The sequence below is a fragment of the Allobosea sp. genome, assembly GCF_048595345.1.
GTDB lineage: Bacteria > Pseudomonadota > Alphaproteobacteria > Rhizobiales > Beijerinckiaceae > Allobosea.
In genome coordinates, this window is record NZ_JBMDWH010000219.1 from 1 (window position 1) to 25,519 (window position 25,519).

Genomic DNA, 25,519 nt, shown 5'->3' on the forward strand with positions numbered 1-25,519 from the left:
GCGCGCGACGGTCTTGAAAGATCGCGCCCCGGCAGTCATAAGCACCCCGCCGGACAGGTGGCCGAGTGGTTGAAGGCGCACGCCTGGAAAGTGTGTATACGGGAAACCGTATCGCGGGTTCGAATCCCGCCCTGTCCGCCACTTCAAATCTACTAACGCATTGATATTTCTAACTTTATCGCCTTGGAGTTGACGCCTAAGCGCGATTTCGCGTAACAAACCGTGCAACATTTCGTGCGACGGCGGGCCTATGGCGAACTTTCTCGGCAAGCGTGACGGCTGGTGGCATTACGTTCGCCGGGTGCCTGCCGTCTATGCCGAGCATGATCGTCGCGGCATCGTCAAACAGTCTACCAAGATCCGCGTCGCGGATGATCCGCGCGGCATTGTGGCGGCGAAGGCGGCGGCGAAGATCAATGCCGAGACCGAAGCCTATTGGCGCGGACTGTGGCTGGGCCAGTCCGACCAGGCGCAGCAGCGCTACGAGGCCTCCCGGCAGTTCACGCGCGCGATCGGCTTCGATTCGGTGGCGGCGGCCGAGCTGGTCGATCGGCCGGCCGAGATCGTCCAGCGCGTCACCGCGATCCGCGCCAAGGGCTACAAGCCGGGGTCCGACGCCGCCGATGCGGTGCTCGGGCTGGTCGAGCCGCCGGAGCTGAAGCTCTCCGGCCTGCTGGAGGCCTATGAGGCCTCGCAACGCGGCTCGCTCTCTTCCAAGTCCGAAGACCAGATGCGCAAGTGGCGCAACGCCAAGAGCCGCGCGGTCGACCTGCTGATCAATGTCGTGGGCGATCTGCGGATCGATGCGCTCGATCGCAGCCATGCCCTCGACTTCCGCGAGCATTGGCAGGATCGCGTCGATGCCGGCGAGGTCGAGATCGATACGGCGAACAAGACGATCGGCCATCTCAACAAGATGTGGCGTGAGCTGAACCGGCTGAAGCGGCTGGGGCTCGATCCGATCTTCGCCGAGCTGCGTCTCGCCGGCGGCGGCACGGGGCAGCGTGCCGCCTATGAGGCGAGCTATGTGCAGGACACGCTGCTCGCGCCCGGCGCCCTGGGCGATCTCAATGCCGAGGCGCGCCGCGTGATCTATGTCGTCGCCGATACGGGGCTGCGCCCCTCCGAGGTCGTAAACCTGACCGCCGCGACGATTCACCTCGAGCATGCCGTGCCGCATGTCTCGATCGAGCCGGACGGCAGGCAGATGAAGACGGATGATTCGCGTCGCACCGTGCCGCTGGTCGGCGTCGCGCTTGCGGCGATGAAAGCCCAGCCGGAAGGCTTTCCGCGCTATCGCGACAAATCGGCGGGCTTGTCCGCCCTGGTCAACAAGATCCTGACCGAGAAGAAGCTGCGACCGACGCCGCGGCACTCGCTCTATTCACTGCGGCATTGTTTCGAGGACCGCCTGACGGCCATCGAGGCGCCGGAAAAGCTGATCGCGGCGCTGATGGGACACAAATACAGTCGGCCGAAATACGGCGCCGGGCCGAGCCTGCAGCAGAAGCGGGAGTGGTTGGAGCGGATCGCGTTCAAGTCGCCGGCAGAGGTCTAAGGCCCTGCCGAAGCCTATCGGCGAGATCAGGATCATCCTCTTCGATCTCCGCCGCCAGGTTGTCGAGCTTCTCCTCTGCGGTGAGCGTGCGTCCCCGCCTGACGTTTCGCGCGGCGATGGCTATCGCCATCCGGGCCGGGGCGCTCTTCGCGAAGATGGGCTCGGCAAGCATCCCCTCGATGATCTTCGCAAGGCGTTCGCGCTCATCTTCCACCGCCTCCCCAGCCCCTACCGTCGCGGGCGGAAGGGATGCGAGGATCGCAGCGGCTTTTTCGCGGGCCTCTGCGACACGCTTACCAGCAGACCAATCCGCGAATGCGGTCGCCTCTGAGACATCACCCGAAATCTTCATCTCGTAGTCGTATGACGACTGCCACGATTTGAAGGCGTAATCGTCGATAATCCGCGCGATGGCCTCCACCCCGCTCGCCTGCGCTGGTGCGTCGTTGGTCATGGGCGCTTCTCCAAATTGCAGCGCATCCATCGGGTTTTGAGCGCACGATAAGAGCGGGCATCGAGCGCGACGGTCTCAACGATCTGGCCATCGTCATCAAGCACGTCGGCGAAGTGGTCTTCGACCTTTCCGCCGATCTCGACGCGCCCGCTGATAGCGGCCCGGCGTAGGACGGTATCGACGGCGGGCCGTCCACGGGCGAACCGCACGCCCTCGCAGGCGATCAACTCGTCACGCCGGCTGATCTTGAACAGCTTGAGGCCAACGGCTTCCTGGGGCAGGTCGCTCACGACCGCTCCTCCTGCGCTGGTGCAGAGTCGGAGAGGGCTGCCGGCCGGGCGAGAACTTCACGAAGGGCGATGATGTTCGGATTGTTGCGGAAAGCGAAATCCAAATGCGCCTTGTTCCGCGAGAACTCCGTCGACCAGCGGCCATTCTTCGTCTGGAATTGCCAGCCAAGACGCTCCACCCCAGCCGGCAAGGCTTCTGCCTCGGCAGGCATCGGCCACTGGTTGAGCGGAACGTTTGCACCTGCACATGTCCTTCCGTTGCAGCCGGCAACGCATGTAAGGCCAGTGTTATAGCAAACGCTCACCTCGGCAGGAGATGACGACGCGGGAGAGGACAGGGCGGCGGGCCACCAGTGCGTCGGTTCTTCGAACGACTGATTAAGATGATCGAACCAGCCTTCGCGACGCCCGCCCTCACCGTCTTCTTCGACGGCCCACTCGCAGGGATAAATCTCACCATCCTGCTCGGCTACAAACCACGTCCCATCCTTCGGCGCGGTGCTGATGGGCGACTTCACCCCGCCGCCCGCAGGCTCCGAGGCGGGCTTGGCGAGGGCGCGTCGCTGCGTCGTGATGACGAACGCCGCATCTCGCAGCTTCCCGGCGAGGAAATTCAGCGTCCATACCTTACCGCCATCGGTTTCATCGCGCGCTTCCGACTCGGCCATTGAAGCCGCGCCCATCAGCGTCTTGAGGAAATCGGGTTCTTCAGTGTTGGCCATAGGCGCGCCGTCCTCAGCCTCCGCCCCGCTCGTCTGGGAAGACAAGGCTTCTGCCGGGGATGGGGCGGGGGATGCGCGCTCTTCCTCCGCCATTCTAAGTATCTCGGCTTCCGTGGTTTCTCCGAACGTCTCGTTGGCCCACTTGATGCCGGCACGACATTCCGCTGAGGACAGCGCGTTGATCGCTATGCGACGGGCGGCTGATCCAATAGGGGTAATCGGCGCGGTGTCCCGCCAGAGGCAGCCGTAAATCTTGGCCAGCTCGGAAAGAGGCTTTCCGCCAAGTTCGCGCTCGTGGCGCTGCTCGATGCTCAGTCCATCGCTAGGGGGTGTTGCAAAGCTCATTTGGAGGCAGCCTCCTTCTGGGGCAGGACGGAGCGGGCGCGGCGGATGGTTGTCACGGGCGATGCTGCTGGGGCTCGGCTGGCCTCGCCTTGGCGAGGATGGCGCGCGCCCGCGCCACCGGATCCTGCCGGGCCGCGAGCCGGTCGCGCTCGGCGATGACGCTGTCGAGGAAGGGCGCGAAGCGCTCGCCATGCACGACGACGCATTCGGCGAGGTAGAGAACGGCCTCGTCGTAATCCTTCATCGTCGGCTCTGGGTGCGCGGCGCGGGCCATCAGTCGATGTCCTCGCTGGCGTCGTCGAGATCGGCAAACCACATATCCAGATCGGCCTGAGTGACCGGCTTGGTTCCCGAGATGGTCAGCACGCGCCGCCATGCCTTGTCGCTGAGGCTCGCGGGGCGCGGCTCCCAGTCCACCTTCTTGCGCAGTTCCTCTAGCGCGGTGCGCTCATCCCATTCCGGCTCTTCGTAGCCGGATACCTCGCCCGTCATCGGGGTGTGCGGCAGGGGGTGCGACTGGCAATCGCAGCGGAAACGGCCCGGTTTGCGCAAATGATCGCAGCGGATATTCAGGCCGTGATAATTGTCACCGCGCTCTGCAAGGAAAAAGCGCTCCGGCTTGTAGCCGTAGTGCTCGATCAGGATCGCCTGCGCCTGTTTCGATTTCTTCTTCAGCGTCCGAAGCGTGATCATGGCACCGCCTCGCAGACCGGCCGGTTCGCCAGCTCCAGCAGCACGTCGGCGTGGCAGGGCGTGCCGGGCTTGCACCAGCAGGCGAGGTTCCTGCCGCGCAGCGCGTCGCGGACCCGCTCGTGCTTCGGAGCTGGGCCCACGAGGACCCTTGGCCCGAGCGAGACACGCTTGTCGCCGGCGACGATCGCCGGATCGACCTCGACCGAGACGACGCGGCGTCCCTCGCCCGGGTCGATCCACTCACGGAAGGCTCGCACCGAGGCCTCCTGTCGGCCGTCCGGATCGCCTTTGCAGCCATAGCCGAGCGCTGCCCAGCAATAGCTCGCGTCACGGAAGTTGAACGGGTTGCCCCACGGGCCCGGCCGCGAGACCTTGACCGCCGGGAGGCCATTCGTGGCGTGCGAAAGCGCCTGAAGGTCGAAGCCCTTGCGGCGCGAGAGCTGGAGGCGGACGGGCTCAACCATCACCACCTCGGATAGGTTTCGGCTTCGCCGCGGGCGACGTTCTTGCCGAGCTGCGTCAGCTCGTACATGACGCCATCGGCTTTGCCGTGCCGCCTGGGCTCGCGACGATGGATGCGGAATAGGCCGTGATAGAGCGCGGCCTTCATCTGCCAGTCGTCGGCGCTGGTGTAGAAGTGATCGCGGTATCCGGCATTCAGCCCTGTGCCGCCATAGGCGTGCACGACGCAGTGAAGGATGCCCGGATGCAGATGCGGCGCGAGCGGGTGCCGGTTCGGCAACTCGACATCATGTGCGGGATTGCGCCTGCAGGACGCGATCTCGCGCAGGGCCTCGCGCCAGCTTAGCGACCAGGCATCGCGCAGGCTGTCGATGGCCTGGCCCCGGGCGCTGGAGGCCGTCGCGCCGTAGTATGTCGACGGTGCCGTCAGGCTCCGCACGCTGACCGACCACGCCTTGCGGATGCGGGTCGTCGTCATCGCAGCTTCCATCCCGTGATCGCGATGGCGCCGGCGTCCTCTGCCGCGCAGAAGCGGAACATCGGCGCATCCTCGACGCTGCCGACCTGCCTGAGCCAGTAATGCGCCGGCGCAGCACTCATGATCTCGGCGATCTCGGCCTCCGTCTCGTCACCGAGATCGAAGCAATCCGCCTCGCGCATGATCTTCTCGCGGATATAGGCCGTGTCGATCAGCTCGACGGGATACTGGCCCCATACGAAGGCTGCCCAGGGCTCGCCGTCTTCGGTGCCGAAGAATTCGCACTGCAGATCGCTCATGGATTCCTCCGATCGAGGCCGCAGGCCTTCAGCGCGCGGAACAGCAGGTCGTAGACGCCGCGGCGAGTGCGGTGGTGACCGGTGACGAGCGCGGTGATCAGCTCTTCGTCCTCGCCGGCGATGACGCCGTTGAGCGCGCGGTCGCCATAGGTGACCCTGCCGCTCTTCCATGCCGCGCGCATCGCGCCGGCGAAGGGCGGCGTCTTCTTCAGGGCGACGGCATAGTCGGCCGTGCCGTCGAGAAGCTCGCGCAGATGCGCGACCTCCATGATGCCGATCGTGCGGGCGCGGGCTTCGTCGCCGTGCGGCAGCAGCTCGAAGGTGACGCGGATCATGCGCCCTCTCCCGTCGGCACGAAGCACGGCTCGCCGCGCGGCCCGTTGCGCCATGTTTCGGTCTGCTCGGCCGTCGCCATGTAGACGAGACTGCGCTCGCCGCAGGCGGGGCAGCCGGCCTTCATCAGGCGGCTGGCTTCCGTCATGTTGATGGGCAGCCAGGCGGCGGCCCAGACATGGCCGCACGTCCGGCAATGCGCGAGGGCTGGCGTGCGTTCGCTCACAGCAGGCTCCCCTGCTCGGCCGGGGCGCCATAGGTGCCGAGGTCGACCTCGATGTCGGGGCGGAAGAAGCCGAGCATGCCGCGGCAGCGCTGGAAGGGCAGCAGCTTGCGGTGCCGCATCAGGAAGCCGAACGGCCCGGTGAACCATTCGCTCTCGCTGCGGGTGACGCAGCCATGGATGTCGACCACGCCGACGATGCCGCCGCGCTCCAGCTCCCGGCCGAGCGCCGGCGGATAGAGCAGGCTGAGCTTCGTCGGCTGGCCGGTGACCGGGTGCAGCATCTGCATCAGCCGTTCATGAGCCGGCCGGTCGATCTCCTGCGCGGCATGGATCAGCGTCGGGCCGCGATGCTCGGTGGCCCATGTCCGGTTCTCGACATCCTTGTGGATGAAGATCAGCCAGGCCCAGGGCTGGCGAACGGAGAGCGCCTTCAACATCCGCCCCTCGCTCCGTCTTCGAACCCGTCCCGGTAAGCGCTCTCAATGGCGGCGATGATTGCCTCGCGTTCGCAATGCGCCACCGCGATCATCTGGATCTTGCCAAGCTGGAAATCGCGCAGCGCGCGTTGCCGCAGGATCCGCGCCTTCGTGACGGCGTTGCGATAGCGCTGGGTTGCCGAGATCGTCGAGTTCATCGTGCGACCTCCGGCATGGCGTTGTGCTCGACGCCGTCGAGTAGCCGGCCGGATCGGGCTTTGCCGACGCGATCCATGTAACGGGCGCCGTCGACCTCTCCGGCCATCGCTGCGACCAATCGAGATGATGGTTTGACCTGAGCGAGAGCCGTAGGTCCCCACTCGCCCCATTGCTTGAAGAAGAACGCCGTGCCGGCCGCGGCGCACTGGTCGCGGATGCTGCGTGCCCATGTGGGGTGCATCGGTCTAGCCTTCGGGCCGCTCTCGCCGCCGACGATGATCCAATCAAGTTGGGCTGTTTGCCCGGCGAAGCCGAGCAGGTGATGGCCCTCACCGGTTAGTGCATTGAGCGTGAACTTGATGCCGTCAGGTCGCAGCTCGTCAAACCTGATCAGCCCTAGCAACGGCTCGGCGCTAACGAAGCGGACGGCCGCCGGCGTCGCCAGCAGATCGGGAATGCGCTCGTCGGCACGCTTCTGATCCTCGGCGCTGACGCCGAACCAGACGTTCGAGAGGGGCCATGCCGGCGTAGGCAGATCGCCGGGCATCTTCGGGTAAAAGCCGAACGAGGCTTTCACGCTGGCCTTTGTGATCGGCAGCCGGCCCGGCTCATGGGCCTCGCTCAAGCGCTCCTGCCAGATCGCCGGCAGGTCGTTGCGTCGATCGCGCTCGGCGAAGGCGGAGAGCCGCACAATATAGGCCCGCATCCGGGCCGCTCGCTTCGTCAGCACCTGGTAGGTGTGCTGCGGCGTCAGCGCCATGACGGCGAAGACGCGGTCGATCCATGCGTCAGGCACGTCCTCGTGAAAGAGGTCGCCCATGCTGTTGACGAACCAAGTCGTCGGCTTCCTGCGGCGCAGCGGCTCCAGCATCGCATGCTCCGGCGCGAGAGCGAGCTTACCGGTCCAGACGGCGCCGGCCCTGGTCGGCTGCGTCAGCCCGGCATAATGCGGTGCGGTCCCCATGCGCTCGATGCGGGCGGCCATCGCCATCGCGTAGCAATGGGTGCAGCCCGGCGTCGCCAGCGAGCAGCCGACGATCGGATTCCAGCTGCGCTCGGTCCATTCGATCGCGGTGTCACCCATGATGACCGACCTTCGCCAGCGCGTCCTGCGCGGCGGCGCATTGGCGGTCGTAGGTTTCGACGAAGCGCAGCGCCTCGCTGTAGATCGGCGCCATCACGGCGTCGGTCGCCTGCCGCTCGCTCGACTTGTAGAGCGTCGGGTTCACGATATGGCCGAAACTCTCCATGTCCCGTCGCTCCTGCTGGTAGCGACGGATCAGATCGGCATGGGGCCGCAACACCATCACGGCCACGCTGATCGCCTGGCCGAGCTGGAGCAGCTGCTCGCGCGCCTCGGCGACGGCCATCGTCTCAGCCATGGGGTTTGTCCTCCGGCTCGGGATACTTCGTGCCGCAGAAGGGGCAGAAGCTGGGAAAGATCGCCGTGGCCCGGGCGCCGCGCTTCTTCTCGACGATCTCGGTCTCGATCATCAGGCGCTCACCGGGCGGGCGGAAGGTGAGTGCGCGCATCAGGCGCGTATTGCGCTCGGCGAGTTTGGCGTCGACCTCTTCGGCGCAATTGCAGGCGGTGCTGATCGTCATGGCCGGCTCTCCGCTTCGGAAGGGTCGATGATGGTCCGGCCGCCGGCGCCGTAGGGCGAGATCAGCCCTTCATCCTCCATCTGCTCGATGAACCGGCAGGCCCGGTTGAAGCCGATCTCGAAGGTGCGCTGGATGAAGCTGGCGGTCGGGTTCCGCGCTGCGAGCACGGCCCCCTTCACGAGCGGATAGGCCGCCTCGTCTTCGTCCGGCAGGCGCCGATCGAGCGCGCGGCCCCCGGCGGGGTGCCGATCGCCGGCCACGCCCCCGAGGGTGGTGGCGAAGCCCTCGGCTTCCCCGATCGGAAGCGAGGTTGGCCGGCTGGCCGCCTCCACGTCGAAATCCGGCCCCTTCACATGGCCGATGATGCGGGTGGCGAGTTCGGCGCCGCGGCGGAGCTTGGGCCAGTTGGGGCCGCGATCATGCTCGAAGCCAAGGCTGTGCCAGACGCCCTCTGCGCTGCTCCAGCGGAGCAGCCACATGGCGCCCGTCGCGTCATAGCCGAGGAACTGGCCGGGGCTGCCCGCCGGTGGCAGACCAGGTGTGGCGGTGATGCGGAGGGGGAGCGGGTCGGTCATGCCGAAGCTCCCTTCGGCTGAAGTGACGCTTCCAGCGCCTGTGCGTCGGCTGCGTCTACGATCTCAAAGCTGGGTCTGATTTTTCCGTCCGGGTATTCGATCTGGAGCTTCTGCAGCTGGAAAAGGCCGCCGAGCGTCCAGTCGCAACCGCGCACCGCGCGGCGTTCTTTTGCCTTTCGCGACTGGTCGCCCGAGCGCGCGGCTGGCCCTGCATCGGTAAACCGGCCCTCACAGGAAAAGGCGATGTATTCATGGACGGTTTCAGGCTTGGCGCCGGCGGCGACGAGCGAGGCCATGCTTTGAACTGTCGAGCAGAGCGGGCAGCGGAAAGCGAAGTGCCGCTGATGCGAAACGCCTTGGGCCTTCATCCGGCGGTGCGCTTCGTCGAGGCTGATGGTTTCGACGCTCATGCAGAGGCTCCCATGATCTGCGGCATCGGCAGCCAGCCGATCGGCGGGTCGGACGGCATCTCGTCAGCGTTCGAGGCCCAGCAAGCGCCTTCAGACCAGCAGGGCGGGTGCTGCGTTTCCTCGGCCGCGACCCATGCGCCGCCGTCGCGCATCTCGGCGTCCTCGAAACCGGACGGCACCCACTTCGCCTTCACCACGAAGCCGCTGAAGGTGATCAAGATGATCGGCCGGTCGAGCGGTGCGCTCGCCATCGGCTGCGCCGCGACCGTGCCGAACCTCTGCGGCAGCGCGCCCGAGACATCCGCCGCCATCATCGCCATGTTGGCGGTGTCGGCGGCTTCGCCGGCGATGCGCTCGCGGATGGATTTGAGGCCGTGGCGACCGGGCGCGTCGAGCTGCTCGGCCGTGAGCGTCCAGGCCTTCGTGTCCCAGAGCAGGTCGCGCAACTCGTCTGCCTCTTCCCGGGCGCGATAGGCGAGATCGAGCGAGCGATCGTCCTTCCATCCGGGTTTGTGATCGTTGGCGCGCAGCTGCGCTTCCATCAGCACCGCGAAGGCCAGGACCTCGGGGCGGCAATCGGTGAGGGTGAGCCCGGTCAAAGCGCACCCTCCAGATCCTTCGCGTTCTCCTCAGGCGTCAGGCAGCTTTCGCAAACAGCTGTGTCTGCGATGGCCCGCGCGCCCATCTCGGGATCGCACTCGTAGCCGCAGCGGTCGCAATGGGCGCCCATGCCCGCCCGGATCCAGTCGCCGGGACTTGGATTTCGAATTTGGTCGAACGCCGCCATGCGATAGGAGACGAGCTCGTGCGTGCAAGCCATGCAGTCGCAAGGCTCTCCTGGCTCGGCGAAGCCCTCGCACTGCTCGGCCATCCAGAGCTTGATTGCCTCTTCAGGCGTCGCAGCCCGGATGAGTTCGAAGTTGTATTCCCCCGGCGTGCCGACCACCCACGCCAACTTGCGGGGCCGAAAAATCTTGCCGGCAGCGGCCTTTGTTTCGATGGGTATGGCAGCTGACGCTGCTGTTGCAGCCGCAGCGACCAGAAGAAAGCGACGTGTCAGTATCATCGTCCGGCCTCCGCGAGTTCCTGTCCGAGCCGCCGGCAGGCGTGGTCGACGAGCGCGGCCAGCTCGACGCGTCGGCGGCGAAGGGTCTCGGCCGCCTCCATGCGTTGGTTCAGCCGATTTTCCGCTGCGGCGAGGCGCATCTCGATCTTGGCGATATCCTGCCGCCCGTCGCGGATGGCGGCGCTGTCCTGCAGGATCTCGGCCTGCATCTTCTCCTGCTCGGCCGCGAGGATCGCGAGCGCACCCTCGACCTCTCGCAGCACGACCTCCGCCGCGACGGGCGGCGCCTTGACGGCGAAGGCCGGCAGGCCCCGGCGCTCGCGCTCGCCGGCGAAGGTCAGGACGGCACATTCGCGCTCGACCTCGTAAAGCCCGCGATAGCTCCGGATCTCCGCGAGCCCCTTGCCGACCAGGCTGCGCACCGTCTCGCTCCGCACCGGCTGGTGCGGGAAGGCGCGGGTGGTCCAGGTGCCGGTCGCGCCGCGGATCAGCGCGCCGCCATGCATCATCCGCAGCGCGAGGCGCTGGGTGATGCTCAGGTTGGGCGCCTCCCCGGCCATGGCGCGGACCGGCACCGCGCTCATCGGCCCGCCGCCTTGGCGCGCGCCAGCCGCTGGGCGGCCGGGAAATGCTTGTCGATCTCCTTGCCGGTGAACTGCACCAAGAGGTCGTCGCGGGTGACGCCCCCGCTCACGGCGGTGTGGTCGTTCATGAAGGCGGCCATGCGCTGCGGCACGGTCTGCGAGCCGGAGGAGACGACAGGCGCGTCCGTGCGCGCCGGAACGGCGGTGATCATGGGGTGGTCCTTTCGGTGGTGGGGGAGACGTGCTTCGGCATGCGGCGCCAGCTGCGATCCCGAAGGTAGAGGGTGACCGGGCCCGGCCCGCTGAATCGGCCCATGCGGCGCAACTCGGTCCATGCCGGCAGGGCGGCGATGGCCTCGGCCTGCTCGGCGGCGGTCAAGGTGCGCCACTGCTGCGTCGCGACCTCACGCGGACGGCCCGGCTCGATCGGCTCGGGCCAGAGGGCAGCGAAGGTGGCGAAGACGGGGGGCGGGCCGGCGACGACCGGCGCCTCGACCCGATAGGCCTCCAGTAGCTCGCGGCGCCCGACCACGATCGGGCTGTTCGCCAGCTTGACCAGAGCCGCGATGCTGAAGCCGTCCACGGCGAGCGAGCGCAGCATCTCGACGGCCGCGACGATGCGGTGGTCGGCGCCGCTCACGCGCCGGCTCCAAGCGCGGCCCAGATCCACACCATGCGCAAGAAGAGCGCGATGGCAGCCAGCTCGGCGACGGTGAGGAGATTGCGCGTGCGGATCAGCCGGCGGGCATGGGCCCGGATGCGATCGGCGGCGGTGTTGTCAGGGAGATAGCAGGCGCGGCGAACGGGCAAGGAAGCCTCCATCGGGGTGCGATGAAGGCTAGGGATAATTCGGTTTTAAAACCGCGTCAATGGATAATCGGTTTTAAAACCGCCATCACCCTTTCGCTGCTCGGTTCCAAAGCCGAACGATTGCAGCTTTTCGGCTCTCGTCTCCAAAGCGGGCGGAAGCGCAGCTGCTGTCCATGGCGGCTTTGTCCGAAGCATCGAACTGCGTCGGGTGCCGCTCCGAATAGAGCACCCAGAACAGGCAAGCATTGGCAGGAGCGACTGGCGCGAGATCGTCGCATCCCCTGCTCAGGCACGTGGCCGTCGCGCGCAATGCCGCAGGATCCTCAAGGGCCGCAGTGAAAATCCGCACAAGCTCGGCCCGCCGTGTTGCGCAAGCCGGCATGGAATCGGAGGCGCCGACGCAGGCTCTGACGGCATCGGCGATCTTTCGCGGATCGACCACCGGCTCGGGATCCTGCCTTGTCGCGAGGCGCGGCCATGCCTGAAGCTCGATGGGACGAGCAAACTCCGGCTCGGAGGCAAAGGCGCCCATCATATGGGCTCCGAAGGCAACGAGACTGCCCGAAACGACAAGGGCGCCTAGCGCGACGCTGATCGGCCGGCTGAGCATCATCTAGTGTCCTGCCTTCACGCAGTTGGCAAAATGCATGTCGTCACTTCCATCGGTCCGCCCGGCGAACTTGACCATGATCTGGCGTCGCAATGCGCAGGACCCGGCCCGATCGACGACAAAGCCACCGCCGCACCCGGTCCACTGGCAATAGGCGATGTTGCGCATCCCGACGTAATCCGTTGGCTTCGGCCCGTATTTGCGAACCATCGCATGCGCCTCCTGGCACCATTGGCGGTCGGCGGCGCCTGCGCAGTCGCGAAGCTGGGGCGGATCCGCATGCGCGATGAGGGGCACCGTCACGGCCGCGCAGACGGTCAATGCACGCAGCATCTTGCTCTCCCCTTACATGTCGATGATCGAGCGCTTGACGCGGCCAATGATCCTGACAGGCCCTTCCGGAAAGATGGCCTCGTGGTCGAGATTGGTTGAAACTGGCTCGAAGCGATCGGGATCGGGACGATAGCGCTTATACGTCGCCTCGCCGCTTTCCAGAGCGACAACATAGCAGGCATTCGGCACCAGGCGCCGGTCTTGCCGGTTGGCGAGAATGCGAGATCCGTCGGGCGAAATCCGATTCATCGAATCGCCCTGGACGTCGAGCGCGATCCAGTCGCCCGGCGGCAGATCCGTGAAGACCAGGCGCGGGGCGTTTTCGAGATCCACTTCGAAATCAGGTGCGGTGAGATTGCCCGCGCTGACCCAAGATACAAGCGGAACAGAGACGATCGAAACGGCAGCGCCGCCCTCCTCCGCACCCTCGCCTGTCAGCAGCCATTGCGCGGTCGTCTTGAGCACCGGCGCCAAAGCCTCGAGCGAGGCGGCGTTCATGCTTCTCTGCTTACCCGCATGCAAGTCGCGCCGGAGGTTGCGGATCGTGTCAGCGGACAGCCCCGCCGCTTTGGAAGCGGCGGATTCGCTCAGGCCAACTGCCTTGAGGCGCGCTTGGATGCGGTGCAGAAGCTCATTGGACATCGTTCGGTAAAATAACCGAAGCCTGATTTTGGGGTTATCGGTTTGAAAACCGTTGACATATGCGGTTTTAAAACCGATATCGTCTTTCATGATGTTCACTGAGGCATTTCTGTCGGTCGCAGAAACCTTTGCCGCGGCGTCCGAGCTGGAGCTGCGCACGGTCTCCTCGCGCGTCTTCGACGACGGCAAAGTCCTGCCCGGGCTCAAGGCCGGCGCCCGAACGATATCCTTTGCGCGTGCCGAGGCAGCCCTGCTCTGGTTCTCCAGCAACTGGCCGGCCGGCGCGGCCTGGCCTGGCGGCGTGCCGCGCCCTGCCCCGCAGGCGGCCCTGGCGTCCGCCTCGCCCGAGAGGGCCGCCTGATGAGCTTCGATCCACACCGTCCGCATTGCCGCCCGCCCCCGTCGAGGCGCGCCATGGGCTGATCCCGCGGCGCCGACCTCACGGTCCTTCTCCTGCCAGTTCCGAACCTGTCCCGGCACGGGAAACGCGAAGGCGTTTTCCCGGCGCGGGAAAGCTTTGCCCAAAACCTCGCTTCAATGGCCGAGAGGCGCCCATGTCCCGCCCCATCTCCGACGCCTGGTTCTTCCGCATCAAGGCCGCGACGCGCGACCTGATCACCCGCTGTGGCGGCGTGGTCCGCGCCGGCGAGATCGCCAACGCCTCGAAGTCCGAGGTCTCGCGCTGGCAGAGCACGACCGACCCGGACATCATCTCGATTCCCGAGGTGCTGGCGCTGGAAGCCGAGTGCGGCGCGCCGCTCGTCACGGCGGTGATGGCGGATCTGCATGGCCGGCGCCTGGCCGACGAAGCGGCCGATCCCGCCGCCGCCTCGAACCTGTTCCGCGACCATGCCGAGCTGATGCGCCATTCGGCGGAGGTGCAGGCCTCGATGTCGGAAGCGCTGGCGGACGGCACCGTGACGCCGGCCGAGGCCGAGCGTGTCGACCGCGACCTGCGCACCCTCGACGCCACGGTCGACAAGATGCGCGGCAGCCTCGCCACCGTGCGCTCGGCCGGCAGCGTCGTGCCTCTTAAGGCCGGGCGGTGATGACCGCCGCCCTCGTCATTCTCGGGCTCGTCCTCTTCGCCCTGTTCCTCCTCGGCGACGACTGATCCCGCGCCCGCTTTTGCGTCGCGTCTCCTGTTGCGTCCCGTCCGCCGTCGGCCCGTTTCCCCTTTCGGGCCGGCGGCTTTTTCAACCCTCGAAGAGGCCCCGCCCATGAGCATCAGCAACACCGTCAGCGGCGAAAAGCTGAAATCCTATGTCGAGCGGCTGGAGCGCATCGATTCCGAGGTCAAGGAACTGAAGACCGACCGCGCGGTGATCGTCGCCGAGCTGAAGGCCGATGGCTTCGATCCGAAATATGTCGGCTATGTCCTGAAGGCCCGCGCCGCCACGCCCTCCGAACTGCAGGAAGACCGGGCGCTGAAGGACATCTATCTCGCCGCGATCGGCCTCGCACCGGAGCCGCCGCTGTTCCGCGCCATGGGCCTGCTCGATGTCGACCCGACCTCGCGCGAGAGCGTGATCGACGCCTGGTCGAAGATGGTCGAGCCCGGCGGCTCGGTCACCATCACCCCGAAGGACGGCAAGCCCTTCGTCATCGCCAAGGACATCACCGGCACGATCTCGGTGACGGATGTCGTCGAGCGGCGGGGGCCTGAGCGGTCGGAGCGCAGCACGGGCCCGAAGCCGAAGCGCGAAAGCGCGCCGGCGCCGGATGTCGATGCCGAAGGCGCCTTCGCGTTGGGCGAGGAGGCGGCGAAGCTCGACCAGCCGGTGATCGCCAACCCCTTCCCCTTCGGCGATGCGCGCCGCGCCCGCTGGGACGAGGGCTGGCGCAAGGGCGCCGGCTCGGACGGCATGGGCGACTGAGCCATGGAGATGCTCGGCGGACGGCGGAAACCCCGCCTCGAAGATTTTGGCGAAGTATTCCAGCCGGAGGAGGCACAGCAGCCGATCCTTGCGCGCCCCGTTCGGGAAGCGCTGCTCGAATGGCTGACAGAGATCTGGGCGGAAGAAGAGCTGGCATCGGTCGGCATTAAGCCGAGACGCCGGGCGATCTTCGATGGTCCGCCTGGTGTCGGCAAGACGACGCTTGCCCATCATCTGGCTGCGCGCATCGGTCTGCCGATGGTCGCTGTCCGGCCGGAAGCTTTGATTACCAAATACGTGGGGGAGTCCGGCAAGAATATCGGAGCGCTCTTCGATGCTGCCGATGAATCCGGCAATCCCTGCGTCATCTTCTTCGACGAGTTCGATGCGATCTCTCAGCAACGCCGGCGCAGCGAGCAGGCGGCGGATGATCATCGCAATCAGATGGTCAACACGCTGCTGCAGCGTCTGGAGCAGCATGACGGCTTCGTCATCGCCGCCACGAACAACGCCGACCACATCGACCAGGCGATCTGGCGGCGCTTCCATATCCATATCGGCCTTGCCCTCCCCGGGCAGGAGGAGCGCGAGGCCATCTTCGCGCGCTACCTCCATCCCTTCCGGCTCGGCGCAACCGATCTTCAGCGGCTGAGCGAGGCTCTCGACACGGCATCCCCTGCCCTGATCCGCGCGCTCTGCGAAGGCCTGAAGCGCCAGATCGTCATCGGCCCGAAGCTGAAGCAGGACATGGGGCGCGAGGCGGTCATCGGCCGACTGCTCACGACGATTCATCCGCACCCGGACTGCGGCAAGCCGCGCCTCTGGAGCCTCGGCGCCACCGATTCCGCTATCCGCAGCCTGCCCTGGCCGCTCTCACAGGAGGAGCCGGCAAAAGGCCCGGCCGAGCCCGCGACCGATTCCGGCGGCGCCACCGTCATTCACCTGGGAGCACGGCCATGAGCGAAATCGTGACCGCCGCACGTCTCGGCGACTGGATTCAGACCTTCACGGGGCGGCAGTTCTGGCCGCTCGACCCCCGCCCCGACGAGATCGAGATTGCCGATATCGCCCATGCGCTCGCGCATCAGTGCCGCTATGGCGGGCATATCCGGCAGTTCTATTCGGTGGCCGAGCATTGCGTGCTGATGGCGCATGCGGTCGCGCCGGAGCATCGCCTTGCGGCGCTGATGCATGATGCGGCCGAGGGCTACCTCGTCGACCTGCCGCGCCCGATCAAGCGCGCCATGCCGCATTACCGCGCGGCCGAGACCGCGATCTGGCTGGCGATCTGCGTGCGCTACGGCATCGCGCCGGAGCTGCCGGCCGAGGTCCACGAAGCGGACAACCGCATCCTCGTCGACGAGCGCGAGCAGGGGATGGCCCCGCCTCCCGCGCCCTGGGATGCCTGCGAGCAGGTCGAGCCGCTCGGCGTCAAGTTGCAGTTCTGGCGGCCGACAGAGGCGGAATTCCAGTTCCGGACCTTGTTCGACCGCCTGATTGCGCGCCAGCCGGTCGGCGCCGGCGTCGTGGCTGCCGGCCGGGGAGCGCGCTGATGGCCGAAGCGCTCTCGATCGACTTCCTGCGGCGGGACGGCGGAACGCAGCCACGCGCCGCGCTCGATCCCGCGACCGTCGCCAACTATGCGGAGGCGATCCGCTCCGGCGCAGCGTTCCCGCCCGTCATCGTCTTCTATGACGGCACGGATCATTGGCTTGCGGACGGCTTTCACCGCGTCGCGGCGCATGAGGAAGCCGAGTTCGAGGAGATCCTGGCTGACATTCGGCCGGGCACGCGGCGCGAGGCCGTTCTCTTCGCCTGCGGGGCCAACGCCGCGCACGGTCTGCCGCGCAGCAATGAGGACAAGCGCCGCGCGGCTCTCCTCCTCCTCGGCGATCCGGAGTGGACACAGTGGAGCGACCGCGAGATCGCGCGCCGCTGTGCCGTGAGCGACCGCTTCATCAACAGCCTGCGGGCGACGCTCACTGCGAACGGTTCGCAGTCAGAGCGGACCTATGTCACCCGCCATGGCTCTGTCGCGAAGATGGACACCGCCGCGATCGGCAAGCATGCGCAGGCCGTGGCGACGATCCGCTCGATGCCAGTGGACGCACTCTACCAGGTCGTCAGCGAGCGGCACCGCGAACGGCAGGACCTGAAGCGCGTCCGCCGCGACGAGCGGGAGGTCGCGCTCGCCGAGCGGATCGCCGACGGGAACGCCGCGCTCGCCGAGGCCGGGGCCGCAGGCAAGCGCTACGGCGTGCTGCTGGCGGATCCTGAGTGGCGGTATGAGCCATGGTCGCGCGACACCGGCATGGATCGCGCGGCGGACAATCATTATCCGACCACGCCGACCTCCGAGATCCGCAAGCGCCCCGTGGCCGAGATCGCGGCGGATGACGCAGTGCTGTTCCTCTGGGCGACCGTGCCGATGCTGCCGGACGCCTTCGCCGTCATCGCGGACTGGGGCTTCTCCTACAAATCGCACTTCATCTGGGTGAAGCGCCGCTCCGGCGAGGCGCGCGGCCCGGGCTACTGGAACACGAACGAGCATGAGCTTCTGCTCGTCGCGACGCGCGGCAACCCGCCTGCGCCGGCACCGGGCACGCAATGGCCCAGCGTCGTCATCGCGCCGGTCGGCCGCCACTCCGAAAAGCCGGAGCGAATCTACGAGTTGATCGAGGCCTATTTCCCGACGCTTCCGAAGATCGAGCTGAACGCCCGCGCCCGCCGACCGGGCTGGGAGGTCTGGGGCGCCGAGGCGCCGGACCAGCTGCCCGACGCCGGGAAGACCGTGCATCACGGCCGACCGACCGCAGCCGAGATCGATGTCTATGAGGCTGAGATGGCGACGGTCGACCTGCCGGCCCTGCCGATCCGGGGGCAGGCGTAATGAGCCGGCGCTGCGAGAACTGCGTCAATTGGTCGAGCACCGATCAGGTCTGGGGAACCTGCACCCTGATCTCCGACCATCGGCAGGATGAGCGCAAGGCCTACGCGCAGTACGTGGCTGGGCCCGGCGATGTCGAGGACGGCGAGTTCTGGTCACGCTGGGACTTCGGCTGCTCGCTCTGGGCTTCGCTCGCTGCCGTGGTCAAGCGCATCCGGAGGGCGGGCTGATGTGCAACGCCTGCGGCTTCCTCTGCTGCGGATCGGACATGTTCGATTCCTGCGGCTGCGACCACTGCCCGCACTCCGATTGCTGGGACATCCCGGAAGACGATTTCGACGACGAGATCGGCGACTTCGACTTCGACTTCGACTTCCCGCGCTGCTGCCCCGCGCCGGCGCGCCTCCCCTTCATCTGCGAGGAGTTGCCGCCGCCATGCGTGAGCTGATCGTCGATTCCTTCGCCGGCGGCGGCGGGGCTTCCACCGGGATCGAGCTGGCGCTCGGCCGCTCGCCCGACATCGCCATCAATCACGATGCCGAAGCGCTGGCGCTGCACCGGATGAACCATCCGGAGACGCTGCATCTGCCGCACAATGTCTGGAAGGTGGACCCGGTCGCCGTGACTGGAGGCCGGCCTGTCGGCCTGCTCTGGGCCTCGCCGGACTGCAAGCACTTCTCCAAGGCCAAGGGCGGCAAGCCGGTGAAGCGGAACATCCGCGATCTCGCCTGGGTGGTGGTGCGCTGGGCTCGGCAGGTCCGCCCGCGCGTCATCATCCTCGAGAACGTCGAAGAGTTCCGCGATTGGGGCCCGATCTCGGCGGAGGGCGTGCCCTGCAAGGAGCGGAAAGGCGAGACCTTCCAACGCTGGGCCGGCGAGCTGAAGCGGCTGGGCTACAGGGTCGAGCATCGCGAGCTGCGCGCCTGCGACTATGGCGCGCCGACCATCCGCAAGCGACTCTTCCTGATCGCCCGGCGCGACGGGGAAAGGATCGTCTGGCCTAAAGCGACACATGGCCGGCCGGACGATCCGGACGTGATCGCCGGCCGGAAACTGCCCTGGCGCACGGCCGCGAGCATCATCGACTGGACCCTGCCCTGCCATTCGATCTTCCTGACGCGGGAGGAAGGGCGCGCGGTGGGCGTCAACCGGCCGCTGGCCGAGGCGACGATGGCGCGCATCGGGCGGGGCGTGAAGCGCTATGTGATCGACGCGGCGAAGCCGTTCGTGGTGCGCACCGACATGGCCAGCGCGGCGGCACGGAACGGCGTGCATGCCACCGACGAGCCGATCCAGACGATGACGACGGGCGGTAGCTTCGCGCTCGCCGCACCGGTGGTCGCTCCGGCGCCTGCCTATTTCTGCGAGCCCTGCGGGCAGGGCTTCGACGATTCCTTCGCGGATGGCATAGGCGGCCTCGCCCCGGCCGAATGCCCACGCTGCGGCGAGGAACGTCTTCTGGCGCCCTTCGTCACGAAATTCCGGGCGAACAGCACGGGCTCGCCCCTTGCCGAGCCGCTGCATACCGTGACCGCCAATGGCGAGAACCGCGAGCGGCCGGGTGGCTGCGCGCCTCTCGGCCTCGTCTCGCCTGTGCTTGTCGGCTGCGGCGGGCGGGCCGGGCAATCGCGCCCGCGCAGCGCTGACGAGCCCTGCGCGACCGGCACGGCGAAGGCCGATGTCTGCCTGGTGGCGCCGGTCCTGACCTATGCCCAGCAGGGCGGGCTCAACCGCTCGCCGGAAGAGCCGCATTCGACGATCTGCGCCTCGCCGAAGGACCAGAACGCGCTGCTCGCCGTCCATATGTCGCGCCAGTTCGGCGCGTCGATCGGCTCGGATGCCGACGAGCCGGTGGGGACTGTGACGGCCGGAGGCGGCGGCAAGACGGCGCTCGTGGCGGCGCATCTGCAAGCCTACTACGGCGAAGGTGCCGGCGGAGCCGATCGCTCGGCGGCCGCCGAGGATCCGGTGCGCACGGTGGTGACGGAAAACCGCCATGCCGTCGTCGCCGCCTTCATGGCGCAGCACAATACCGAGCATGTCGGCGTGAAGCCCGGTCGCCCGGTCGACGAGCCTGTCGCGACGATCACGGCATCCGGCGGGCAGGCTGCGCTGACCGCCGCCTTCCTCGCGCAGCATAACACCGGCGTCGTCGGGCACCCGCTCGACAAGCCGGTCTCGACCCTGACGGCCGGCGGCGCGTTCGGGGCCCCGCAGCAGGCGCTCGTGGAAGCCTCATTCCTCTCGCACCACTACACCTCGAACACGCGCGGCGGCGCCGGCGATCCGCGCGACCCGCTGAAGACGGTCACCGCCGGCGGCTGGCACGCGGCCGAGGTCCGCGCCTTTCTGATGAAGTATTATGGCCCGGCTATCGGGCAGGATGCGCAGGATCCGCTCCACACCGCGACGGCCAAGGCCCGCTTCGGCCTGGTCACGGTCGAGATCGGCGGCGAGCCCTATGTCATCGCCGATATCGGCATGCGCATGCTGTCGCCGCGCGAGCTGTTCCGGGCGCAGGGCTTCCCCGACAGCTACATCATCGACCGGGGCCTGAAGGTCGAGGTCCGCGAAGGCTGGGGCGAGGATGACGGGCCGGCCGAGCCGATCGCCATCACGAAAACGGCGCAGGTCCGCATGTGCGGCAACAGTGTCTGCCCGCCTTTGGCGCAGGCGCTCGTCGCTGCGAATTTCCAGCCGCGCGAGAGCGAGCGGGCAAAGCCGGCCGCAGCGCTTCCCCTGTTTCTGGAGGCGGCGGAGTGACGGTCCATCTCGACCCCTATCGCGCCTTCCTCGAGGCGAAGATCCGGATGGCTCCCGCCATCGGCTTCGAGATCGCGCCCGACGATCTCAACCCGCTGCTGCTGCCGCATCAGCGCGAGATTTCGCGCTGGGCCGTGCGTGGCGGCTGCCGGGCGATCTTCTGCGCCTTCGGCCTCGGCAAGACGTTCATGCAGATCGAGGTCGTGCGCGTCGTGCTCGACCAGATCCTGCTGCTGGAGCGGCGGCGCGGGCGGGGGCTGATCGTGCTGCCGCTCGGCGTGCGGCAGGAGTTTCGCCGCGATGCGCATGTGCTCTCGACCGGCGAGCACGAGCGCATCACGGATGCGCAGCGGGCCGAGCTGGCGGAGTGGCTCGGCGGGCATCCGGAGCGCGCGCCGTCCCTGCGCTTCGTGCGGCGCAGCGAGGATGTCGACGGGCCCGGCATCTATCTGACGAACTATGAGAGCGTGCGGGACGGCAAGCTCGATCCGGCCCTGTTCGACGCCGCCAGCCTCGACGAGGCGAGCGTGCTGCGCAGCTATGGCAGCAAGACCTTCCAGACCTTCCTGTCGCTGTTCGCTTCCGTGCGCTTCCGCTTCGTCGCCACCGCAACCCCCTCGCCGAACCGGACGAAGGAGCTGATCCATTATGCCGGATTCCTCGGCATCATGGACACCGGGCAGGCGCTGACGCGCTTCTTCCAGCGTGACAGCTCGGAAGCCGGCAACCTCACGCTCTATCCGCACAAGGAGCGCGAGTTCTGGCTGTGGGTGAACAGCTGGGCGTGCTTCGTGCAGCGGCCCTCCGACCTCGGCTTCAGCGACGAGGGCTATGCCCTGCCGCCGCTCACCGTGCGCTGGCACGAGGTCGAGACCAACCTCGCCGATGCCGGGGCCGAGCGTGACGGCCAGGGCATCCTGTTCCGCGACGGTGCGCGCGGGCTGATGCAGGAAGCGAAGGAGCGGCGCGACACGTTGCCGGCGCGCGTGGCGAAGCTGGCGGCGATCGTCGAGGCGTCGCCCGCCGACCACTTCATCCTCTGGCACGACCTCGAGGATGAGCGGCACGCGATCCAGAAGGCGCTGCCCTCGGCGCGCGCCGTCTATGGGACGCAGGATCTCGACGAGCGCGAGCAGCGCATTGTCGACTTCTCGGACGGCAAGTTCCGGCTGCTGGCGGCCAAGCCCGTCATCGCCGGCTCCGGCTGCAACTTCCAGCGCCACTGCCACCGCGCCGTCTTCGTCGGCGTCTCGCACAAGTTCAACGACTTCATCCAGGCGGTTCACCGGATCGCCCGCTTCCTCCAGCTCCACACCGTCGAGATCGACATCATCCACGCGGAATCCGAACGCGAGGTGGTGCGCGACCTTCAAGCGAAGTGGGCCGAACACGACAGGCTCGTCTCCACCATGTCCGACATCATCAGGGAATACGGGCTCGACCCGCTGAACTTCGCGGCCGAGCTGACGCGCGCGATCGGCGTCGAGCGGATCGAGGCCAAGGGCGAAGGCTGGCATGTCGCCAACAACGACTGCGTGCTGGAGGCGCGCGGCATGGCGGAAAACTCGGTCGACCTGATCGTGACCTCGATCCCCTTCAGCAACCACTATGAATACACGCCGAGCTACAACGACTTCGGGCACACCGACAACGACGATCACTTCTTCGGGCAGATGGATCATCTGACGCCGGAGCTGATCCGGATCCTGAAGCCCGGCCGGCTCGCCTGCATCCATGTCAAGGACCGGATCCTGTTCGGCAACGTCACGGGCCTCGGCTTCCCGACCGTGAACCCCTTCCATGCCGACTGCATCAGCCACTACCGGCGCCACGGGCTGGGCTATCTCGGCCTGATCTACATCGACACCGACGTCGTGCGGGAGAACAACCAGACCTATCGCCTCGGCTATACCGAGATGCGCAAGGACGGCACGAAGATGGGCGTGGGCTCACCGGAATTCGTGCTGCTGTTCCGCAAGGTCCAGAGCGACCGCTCCAAGGGCTATGCCGACGATCCGGTGCAGAAGCGGATCGAGGATTACAGCCTCGCCCGCTGGCAGCTCGACGCGCATGCGCGCTGGCGCTCCTCCGGCAACCGGCTGCTGACGCCGGAAGAGATCATGGCGCTCGACCCCAAGCTGATCCCGAAACTGTTCCGGGAGCAGAGCGCCGGCGCGATCTACGATTTCGCGACGCATGTGCGGATCGGCGAGGCCCTGGCCGACCGGCGGCGCCTGCCCTCGACCTATATGGCGCTGCAGCCCGGCACGAACCGCGAGGATGTCTGGGCCGACGTCAACCGCATGCTGACGCTCAACACCGAACAGGCGGCGAAGGGCCGCGAGCAGCATGTCTGCCCGCTGCAGTTCGACATCGTCGACCGCCTGATCTCCCGCTGGAGCGATCCCGGCGAACTCGTCTTCGATCCGTTCGGCGGGCTCTTCACCGTGCCCATGCGCGCGCTGCTGGCCGGCCGGCGCGGGCGCGCCTCCGAGCTGAACCCCGGCTACTTCCTCGACGGCGTGAAGGTGCTGGAGGCGACGCAGCGCAAGATGTCGACGGCGACGCTGTTCGACCTCGGCGCCGCGGAAGGCTGGCTGCCGGCAGAGGGAGAGGCGGCGTGAGCACAGCTCTTCTCTCTCAGGCTCTTCGCGTGGACATGCCAGCCGTTCCGAAGCTCATCCTGATCTTCATTGCGGATTGCTGCATGGACGATGGGGAGGCTTGGCCTTCGCGGTCTCGCCTCGCTCGATCCGCAGGCTGTTCGGAAACCGACGTCTCGCATGCGATGGCCGAATTCCATGCCATCGGCTTGTTGACACCGGTTGCCGCGCCCAGCCCCGGCCGGCCGGCGCGCTTTAGGCTGGATCGCGACCTGCTGGCGCGGCTGACGGTGCCGGGGCAGTTCCGGCACCTGCTCGACGAGCGAGGTGCATCGTGAGCGCCTCCCTCCTCGGCCTCGCCTGGGCGGCGAAGGTCGGCGATTCCAAGACCCGCAAGCTCGTGCTGATGAAGCTGGTCGATTGTTGCGACGACGAGGGCAGCAACATCTGGCCAGCGCTCTCGACCGTGGCCGAGCATGTCGGCTGCTCGACGCAGCAGGTGCGGCGCGAGTTGCGGCGCTTCTGCGAGGTCGGCCTGTTGCGCAAGGTCCGCGATGGAGGCCGCGGCACCGGCTCGACAGCCGCCTACGAGATGGACATCGACATGCTCGCGCGGCTGCGACGTCCCGATTACTGGAAGGTGCTGGAGGCGGCGGCGCTGCACGATCCGCTGCCCAAAGGCGACGACGATGACGACGAAGCCCATGCGCAGGATGCAGGAGAATCGGAGGAAGAGGGCGTCGGCCATGCGCAAATCTTGGGTGACATGGTGTCACCCTTACATGGTGTCACCCTAACATTTGAGGGCTCTAGGGTGACATCTGGAGTCACCCAACCCCTTAATAGAACCCTCACTGAGAGAGAGGGTGTGCGTGCGCACGAGGATGCGCTTGCGAGCGAGGGCGAGCCTGCGGCTGCCCCTGCCGCGCTCCCCACCTTCGAGGATTTCCTCTCGGCCTATCCGAACGCCCTCGGCGACAACCGCATGCAGCTCCGGGCCGCCTGGAAGGCGCTGCCCTTCGACCAGCGACGGCCGGCCATCGACGGGATCGGGGCTTACTGCGCCGAGCGAAAGGCGGCCGGCTTCAAGGGCAGGCTCTCCGGTCCGGCCTATCTCGGCGGGCGCTGCTGGGTCGGGCTGGAAGCGAAGGCCAGCCAGCGCAAGGCTGCCGAGGCCGCCGGCGGGCTGGTCGAGGCCAAGGCCTGGTCGCGGGAATGGTGGATGATCCTGCATGCCCGGATCGCGGCGAAGCAGCGCGTCGGGTTCATGCTCCAGCAGGCCGAGAGCGGGAAGTCGATCACGGTCGCCGGCAGCGAGATGACCGCCGCGGCGAAGCGCTTCGGCGAGCTGAAGAGCTTCGTCTGCACCGGGCCCGAGATCGATGCGTGGCGGCCCTGGCTGGCCGAGCGAGGTGCGCGCATCCCGGTCTTCGATCCCGCCGCGACCTTCCGCGTGTTCCTGCCGGGCGAGGCGCCGCCGGGCGGGCGCGCTGACCCCGGCGACGCCGACGTTCCGCTCTGAGGCTGACGAGGATCCGATGGGCCGCAGAGCTCCCCATAATTCCGATTTCTGCCACGGGCGGCGCTTCACCGAGACGCGCAACCCGGCTCCGCCCTCGATCGATGCTGCGCGCGGCTGGTACATCGTCGTCACCGCCCCGCGCGGCGAGGCACGGGCGCGCGACGCGCTGATGGAGGCCGGCTGCTCGGTCTGGCTGCCGACGCTGCATCGCGAGACGTCGAGCCGCGGGCGGGTCACCGCCTACGATGCGCCGATGTATCCCGGTTATCTCTTCGTCGCGGACCTGCCCTTCGGCCGGCGCCAGGTCGTGGTGAAGGGCGTGCCCGTCACCGATATCCGCGAGATGCCGGGCGTGCTCGGCGTCATCTCGACGGCGCGGGGCTTCCTGCAGATGCCGCGCATCGCCTTCGAGCGCATGGTCGCGATCCAGAACGCGCCCGAGCCGCCGAAGCCCGCCTTCCCCTTCGCGCCCGGCGACGCGGTCGTGGTCCTCGACGGGCCGTTCGCCTCGTTTCAGGCGACCGTCGTCGAGGCGCTGGGCCGGGACTACGCGAAGGTGCTGGTCGACATCTTCGGACGCCCGACCGCTGTGCAGCTCGAAGTCGGGCAGATCGAGGCGGCCTGAAAACCCGTGCAGTCCACATGTGCAAGCGTGCATGGCTGCACGGGTTGTTGACTCCCGCAGGGCGAATCACGCCATAAGGGCTGCAAGGTTGGATCGGTAGTTTGATCGTCGG

General features: G+C 67.3%; 39 protein-coding genes and 1 tRNA gene. 14 read left to right on the top strand and 26 right to left on the bottom strand.

The features are described 5' to 3' along the window. The first annotated feature begins 51 nt into the window (after positions 1-51). Positions 52-141 (top strand) — tRNA-Ser (locus ACOJTB_RS19050). A gap of 109 nt (positions 142-250) precedes the next feature. Further along, a complete protein-coding gene (locus ACOJTB_RS19055) occupies positions 251-1,558 on the top strand; it encodes a tyrosine-type recombinase/integrase (RefSeq protein WP_420104099.1) in 1,308 nt (435 codons plus the stop codon). Here the strand turns inward: ACOJTB_RS19055 and ACOJTB_RS19060 are convergent. The 26 genes from ACOJTB_RS19060 to ACOJTB_RS19185 all read right to left on the bottom strand — a co-directional run bounded on the left by ACOJTB_RS19060 (position 1,536) and on the right by ACOJTB_RS19185 (position 13,655). Further along, on the bottom strand, positions 1,536-2,012 hold the full coding sequence (locus ACOJTB_RS19060; protein ID WP_420104100.1) for a hypothetical protein: 477 nt from the start codon (positions 2,010-2,012) through the stop codon (positions 1,536-1,538). The genes ACOJTB_RS19055 and ACOJTB_RS19060 overlap by 23 nt on opposite strands. Beyond that, on the bottom strand, positions 2,009-2,302 hold the full coding sequence (locus ACOJTB_RS19065; protein ID WP_420104101.1) for a hypothetical protein: 294 nt from the start codon (positions 2,300-2,302) through the stop codon (positions 2,009-2,011). Before ACOJTB_RS19065 ends, ACOJTB_RS19060 begins: the two co-directional genes overlap by 4 nt. Next, positions 2,299-3,369 carry a hypothetical protein gene (locus tag ACOJTB_RS19070; protein WP_420104102.1) on the bottom strand — a complete coding sequence of 357 codons (1,071 nt, stop codon included), beginning with the start codon at positions 3,367-3,369 and terminating at the stop codon, positions 2,299-2,301. The genes ACOJTB_RS19065 and ACOJTB_RS19070 overlap by 4 nt, the downstream gene beginning before the upstream one ends. Positions 3,370-3,421: 52 nt before the next feature. Continuing rightward, entirely contained in the window at positions 3,422-3,643 is a 222-nt protein-coding gene (locus ACOJTB_RS19075; protein WP_420104103.1) for a hypothetical protein, read from the bottom strand. After that, on the bottom strand, positions 3,643-4,062 hold the full coding sequence (locus ACOJTB_RS19080) for a hypothetical protein (protein WP_420104104.1): 420 nt from the start codon (positions 4,060-4,062) through the stop codon (positions 3,643-3,645). Before ACOJTB_RS19080 ends, ACOJTB_RS19075 begins: the two co-directional genes overlap by 1 nt. Then, positions 4,059-4,526 (bottom strand): DUF4326 domain-containing protein, encoded by a 468-nt coding sequence (locus tag ACOJTB_RS19085; RefSeq protein WP_420104105.1) that lies wholly within the window; start codon positions 4,524-4,526, stop codon positions 4,059-4,061. The genes ACOJTB_RS19080 and ACOJTB_RS19085 overlap by 4 nt, the downstream gene beginning before the upstream one ends. Then, a complete protein-coding gene (locus ACOJTB_RS19090; protein ID WP_420104106.1) occupies positions 4,526-5,002 on the bottom strand; it encodes a hypothetical protein in 477 nt (158 codons plus the stop codon). The genes ACOJTB_RS19085 and ACOJTB_RS19090 overlap by 1 nt, the downstream gene beginning before the upstream one ends. After that, on the bottom strand, positions 4,999-5,301 hold the full coding sequence (locus ACOJTB_RS19095) for a hypothetical protein (RefSeq protein ID WP_420104107.1): 303 nt from the start codon (positions 5,299-5,301) through the stop codon (positions 4,999-5,001). Before ACOJTB_RS19095 ends, ACOJTB_RS19090 begins: the two co-directional genes overlap by 4 nt. Then, positions 5,298-5,636 carry a hypothetical protein gene (locus tag ACOJTB_RS19100; protein ID WP_420104108.1) on the bottom strand — a complete coding sequence of 113 codons (339 nt, stop codon included), beginning with the start codon at positions 5,634-5,636 and terminating at the stop codon, positions 5,298-5,300. The genes ACOJTB_RS19095 and ACOJTB_RS19100 overlap by 4 nt, the downstream gene beginning before the upstream one ends. After that, positions 5,633-5,860, bottom strand: a complete 228-nt coding sequence (locus tag ACOJTB_RS19105; protein WP_420104109.1) for a hypothetical protein — start codon at positions 5,858-5,860, stop codon at positions 5,633-5,635. Before ACOJTB_RS19105 ends, ACOJTB_RS19100 begins: the two co-directional genes overlap by 4 nt. Beyond that, entirely contained in the window at positions 5,857-6,297 is a 441-nt protein-coding gene (locus ACOJTB_RS19110) for an ASCH domain-containing protein (RefSeq protein WP_420104110.1), read from the bottom strand. The genes ACOJTB_RS19105 and ACOJTB_RS19110 overlap by 4 nt, the downstream gene beginning before the upstream one ends. Next, the gene (locus tag ACOJTB_RS19115; protein WP_420104111.1) at positions 6,291-6,494 is read right to left on the bottom strand and encodes a hypothetical protein; all 204 of its coding nucleotides are present in this window, start codon (positions 6,492-6,494) and stop codon (positions 6,291-6,293) included. The genes ACOJTB_RS19110 and ACOJTB_RS19115 overlap by 7 nt, the downstream gene beginning before the upstream one ends. Further along, positions 6,491-7,579, bottom strand: a complete 1,089-nt coding sequence (locus ACOJTB_RS19120; protein WP_420104112.1) for a phage Gp37/Gp68 family protein — start codon at positions 7,577-7,579, stop codon at positions 6,491-6,493. The genes ACOJTB_RS19115 and ACOJTB_RS19120 overlap by 4 nt, the downstream gene beginning before the upstream one ends. Beyond that, positions 7,572-7,877, bottom strand: a complete 306-nt coding sequence (locus ACOJTB_RS19125; protein ID WP_420104113.1) for a hypothetical protein — start codon at positions 7,875-7,877, stop codon at positions 7,572-7,574. The genes ACOJTB_RS19120 and ACOJTB_RS19125 overlap by 8 nt, the downstream gene beginning before the upstream one ends. Beyond that, complete coding sequence (locus tag ACOJTB_RS19130) at positions 7,870-8,100, bottom strand: hypothetical protein (protein WP_420104114.1); 231 nt, start codon at positions 8,098-8,100, stop codon at positions 7,870-7,872. Before ACOJTB_RS19130 ends, ACOJTB_RS19125 begins: the two co-directional genes overlap by 8 nt. Continuing rightward, positions 8,097-8,675: a DNA translocase FtsK gene (locus tag ACOJTB_RS19135; RefSeq protein ID WP_420104115.1), complete on the bottom strand. Its 579-nt coding sequence runs from the start codon at positions 8,673-8,675 to the stop codon at positions 8,097-8,099. The genes ACOJTB_RS19130 and ACOJTB_RS19135 overlap by 4 nt, the downstream gene beginning before the upstream one ends. Beyond that, positions 8,672-9,085 (bottom strand): VVA0879 family protein, encoded by a 414-nt coding sequence (locus tag ACOJTB_RS19140; protein ID WP_420104116.1) that lies wholly within the window; start codon positions 9,083-9,085, stop codon positions 8,672-8,674. Before ACOJTB_RS19140 ends, ACOJTB_RS19135 begins: the two co-directional genes overlap by 4 nt. Beyond that, on the bottom strand, positions 9,082-9,684 hold the full coding sequence (locus ACOJTB_RS19145; RefSeq protein WP_420104117.1) for a hypothetical protein: 603 nt from the start codon (positions 9,682-9,684) through the stop codon (positions 9,082-9,084). The genes ACOJTB_RS19140 and ACOJTB_RS19145 overlap by 4 nt, the downstream gene beginning before the upstream one ends. Further along, complete coding sequence (locus tag ACOJTB_RS19150; protein ID WP_420104118.1) at positions 9,681-10,151, bottom strand: hypothetical protein; 471 nt, start codon at positions 10,149-10,151, stop codon at positions 9,681-9,683. The genes ACOJTB_RS19145 and ACOJTB_RS19150 overlap by 4 nt, the downstream gene beginning before the upstream one ends. Further along, positions 10,148-10,735 carry a hypothetical protein gene (locus tag ACOJTB_RS19155; protein WP_420104119.1) on the bottom strand — a complete coding sequence of 196 codons (588 nt, stop codon included), beginning with the start codon at positions 10,733-10,735 and terminating at the stop codon, positions 10,148-10,150. The genes ACOJTB_RS19150 and ACOJTB_RS19155 overlap by 4 nt, the downstream gene beginning before the upstream one ends. Further along, positions 10,732-10,947 carry a hypothetical protein gene (locus ACOJTB_RS19160; protein ID WP_420104120.1) on the bottom strand — a complete coding sequence of 72 codons (216 nt, stop codon included), beginning with the start codon at positions 10,945-10,947 and terminating at the stop codon, positions 10,732-10,734. Before ACOJTB_RS19160 ends, ACOJTB_RS19155 begins: the two co-directional genes overlap by 4 nt. After that, positions 10,944-11,375, bottom strand: coding sequence for a hypothetical protein (locus ACOJTB_RS19165; RefSeq protein WP_420104121.1), 432 nt, complete (start codon positions 11,373-11,375; stop codon positions 10,944-10,946). Before ACOJTB_RS19165 ends, ACOJTB_RS19160 begins: the two co-directional genes overlap by 4 nt. Further along, positions 11,372-11,545, bottom strand: coding sequence for a hypothetical protein (locus ACOJTB_RS19170; protein WP_420104122.1), 174 nt, complete (start codon positions 11,543-11,545; stop codon positions 11,372-11,374). The genes ACOJTB_RS19165 and ACOJTB_RS19170 overlap by 4 nt, the downstream gene beginning before the upstream one ends. An 85-nt stretch (positions 11,546-11,630) precedes the next feature. Further along, complete coding sequence (locus ACOJTB_RS19175; RefSeq protein ID WP_420104123.1) at positions 11,631-12,158, bottom strand: hypothetical protein; 528 nt, start codon at positions 12,156-12,158, stop codon at positions 11,631-11,633. Then, positions 12,159-12,488, bottom strand: a complete 330-nt coding sequence (locus tag ACOJTB_RS19180) for a hypothetical protein (RefSeq protein ID WP_420104124.1) — start codon at positions 12,486-12,488, stop codon at positions 12,159-12,161. It lies immediately after the preceding gene. A gap of 12 nt (positions 12,489-12,500) precedes the next feature. Beyond that, entirely contained in the window at positions 12,501-13,655 is a 1,155-nt protein-coding gene (locus ACOJTB_RS19185; RefSeq protein WP_420104125.1) for a S24 family peptidase, read from the bottom strand. Between the two features lie 29 nt (positions 13,656-13,684). Between ACOJTB_RS19185 and ACOJTB_RS19190 the strand changes: the two genes are divergently transcribed. The 12 genes from ACOJTB_RS19190 to nusG all read left to right on the top strand — a co-directional run bounded on the left by ACOJTB_RS19190 (position 13,685) and on the right by nusG (position 25,407). Next, a complete protein-coding gene (locus tag ACOJTB_RS19190; RefSeq protein WP_420104126.1) occupies positions 13,685-14,179 on the top strand; it encodes a hypothetical protein in 495 nt (164 codons plus the stop codon). A 171-nt stretch (positions 14,180-14,350) separates the two neighbouring features. Beyond that, positions 14,351-15,007 carry a GapR family DNA-binding domain-containing protein gene (locus ACOJTB_RS19195; RefSeq protein ID WP_420104127.1) on the top strand — a complete coding sequence of 219 codons (657 nt, stop codon included), beginning with the start codon at positions 14,351-14,353 and terminating at the stop codon, positions 15,005-15,007. Between the two features lie 3 nt (positions 15,008-15,010). Beyond that, positions 15,011-15,967, top strand: coding sequence for an AAA family ATPase (locus tag ACOJTB_RS19200; protein ID WP_420104128.1), 957 nt, complete (start codon positions 15,011-15,013; stop codon positions 15,965-15,967). Further along, positions 15,964-16,560: an HD domain-containing protein gene (locus ACOJTB_RS19205; protein WP_420104129.1), complete on the top strand. Its 597-nt coding sequence runs from the start codon at positions 15,964-15,966 to the stop codon at positions 16,558-16,560. Before ACOJTB_RS19200 ends, ACOJTB_RS19205 begins: the two co-directional genes overlap by 4 nt. Beyond that, positions 16,560-17,897 carry an MT-A70 family methyltransferase gene (locus ACOJTB_RS19210; protein ID WP_420104130.1) on the top strand — a complete coding sequence of 446 codons (1,338 nt, stop codon included), beginning with the start codon at positions 16,560-16,562 and terminating at the stop codon, positions 17,895-17,897. Before ACOJTB_RS19205 ends, ACOJTB_RS19210 begins: the two co-directional genes overlap by 1 nt. Then, complete coding sequence (locus ACOJTB_RS19215; protein ID WP_420104131.1) at positions 17,897-18,124, top strand: hypothetical protein; 228 nt, start codon at positions 17,897-17,899, stop codon at positions 18,122-18,124. The genes ACOJTB_RS19210 and ACOJTB_RS19215 overlap by 1 nt, the downstream gene beginning before the upstream one ends. Positions 18,125-18,162: 38 nt before the next feature. Next, positions 18,163-18,342 (top strand): hypothetical protein, encoded by a 180-nt coding sequence (locus ACOJTB_RS19220; protein ID WP_420104132.1) that lies wholly within the window; start codon positions 18,163-18,165, stop codon positions 18,340-18,342. Further along, positions 18,330-20,657, top strand: coding sequence for a DNA cytosine methyltransferase (locus tag ACOJTB_RS19225; RefSeq protein ID WP_420104133.1), 2,328 nt, complete (start codon positions 18,330-18,332; stop codon positions 20,655-20,657). The genes ACOJTB_RS19220 and ACOJTB_RS19225 overlap by 13 nt, the downstream gene beginning before the upstream one ends. Further along, entirely contained in the window at positions 20,654-23,281 is a 2,628-nt protein-coding gene (locus tag ACOJTB_RS19230; protein WP_420104134.1) for a DNA methyltransferase, read from the top strand. The genes ACOJTB_RS19225 and ACOJTB_RS19230 overlap by 4 nt, the downstream gene beginning before the upstream one ends. A gap of 164 nt (positions 23,282-23,445) precedes the next feature. Further along, positions 23,446-23,598, top strand: coding sequence for a hypothetical protein (locus tag ACOJTB_RS19235; protein WP_420104135.1), 153 nt, complete (start codon positions 23,446-23,448; stop codon positions 23,596-23,598). Then, positions 23,595-24,782: a helix-turn-helix domain-containing protein gene (locus ACOJTB_RS19240; RefSeq protein WP_420104136.1), complete on the top strand. Its 1,188-nt coding sequence runs from the start codon at positions 23,595-23,597 to the stop codon at positions 24,780-24,782. Before ACOJTB_RS19235 ends, ACOJTB_RS19240 begins: the two co-directional genes overlap by 4 nt. 16 nt (positions 24,783-24,798) lie before the next feature. Further along, entirely contained in the window at positions 24,799-25,407 is a 609-nt protein-coding gene (gene nusG, locus ACOJTB_RS19245) for a transcription termination/antitermination protein NusG (protein WP_420104137.1), read from the top strand. The last annotated feature ends 112 nt before the right edge of the window (positions 25,408-25,519 follow it).